Origin of the sequence: Marinobacterium sp. xm-a-152, from assembly GCF_013282965.1 — a bacterium.
Taxonomy (GTDB): domain Bacteria; phylum Pseudomonadota; class Gammaproteobacteria; order Pseudomonadales; family Balneatricaceae; genus Marinobacterium_E.
Genome location: NZ_WBYI01000022.1, coordinates 1 through 1005, shown reverse-complemented (window position 1 = coordinate 1005; position 1005 = coordinate 1). Strand labels below are relative to the sequence as shown.

Annotated in this window: 1 protein-coding gene; it reads left to right on the top strand. The window is 45.0% G+C overall.

What is annotated here, in order from left to right:
* Positions 1-845 (top strand): hypothetical protein (locus tag XMA152_RS12405; protein WP_217364043.1); only part of this gene is annotated, 845 nt, incomplete at its 5' end.
* Positions 846-1005: the final 160 nt, after the last annotated feature.

The following is a 1005-nucleotide window of genomic DNA, read 5'->3' as shown; positions in this document are numbered from 1 at the left end:
TGCTGAAGTTCACAAACCTCAACTATCAAGGAATCGAACTCAATACAACCGATGTATCGGCCAAGGCCAGCATTCACCTCGACCTATGGTCAGCTGAGGCAGGCAAAGTTAAGTTCTTCCTCGTATCCAATAATGGTACCGTTTCCGAGAACGGTATTATCTTGGACGTAACAGCGGGTAGCTGGAACAGTTTCGATATAGACCTCGATGCATTCTCTGGCGTCGATCTCGCAAACGTCTTCCAGATGAAGTTCGACTCGCAAGACGCTGTCATCGGTAGCACTGACGGCCTGTCAACGTTCTACATGGATAACTTGTACTTCAGCAACAACACACCAACAGTGGGTACGCCGCCTTTAAATATCACATTTGAGTCTAATGATAGCGTTGGTTTTATTACAGCGTTCGAGGGTGCCACAGGCGAAGTTGTCAGCGCTTCAAGCTCTGCCGCTTTAAGCAGTGATGCCGGCGCTGTAACAAAGGGAACGACTTCTCAGCCATGGGGAGGCGCAACTTTCGTCAATCTAAACGGAAGCGGAGAGTTAATCTCGGATGGCTCTGAGCTAGTGTCAATGAAAGTTTTTAGCCCGCAAGATGCTGTAAAAGTTGCTTTGAAACTAGAAGATAGTACTGATGCAACTAAGTTTGTATTACTTGAGGCAACTACAGAATCAAATAATGGGGCAGTAGCATGGGAAACACTTGAGTGGGATTTTTCTAACGCCCAAAACCTCGATCACAGTATTAACTATGACAAGGCAAGTGTGTTCTTTGATTATTTAGAACCACAAACTGGTGAGACTTACTACTTTGACGATGTAACTTTCAACGGGTACGTTGCCTAGTATTGTGCATCAGTCTCAGCAAAGCCTCGGTTTTGAACTGACCCCCAATAGTTGGACATAACAATCCAATTATCGGGGGTCTTTTTATGTCCAGGTATAACAGAGTATTTAAACTGCAATTAGCAAAGCTTTGTGAAACTCAAAGCTCGGCGAGTTTGTC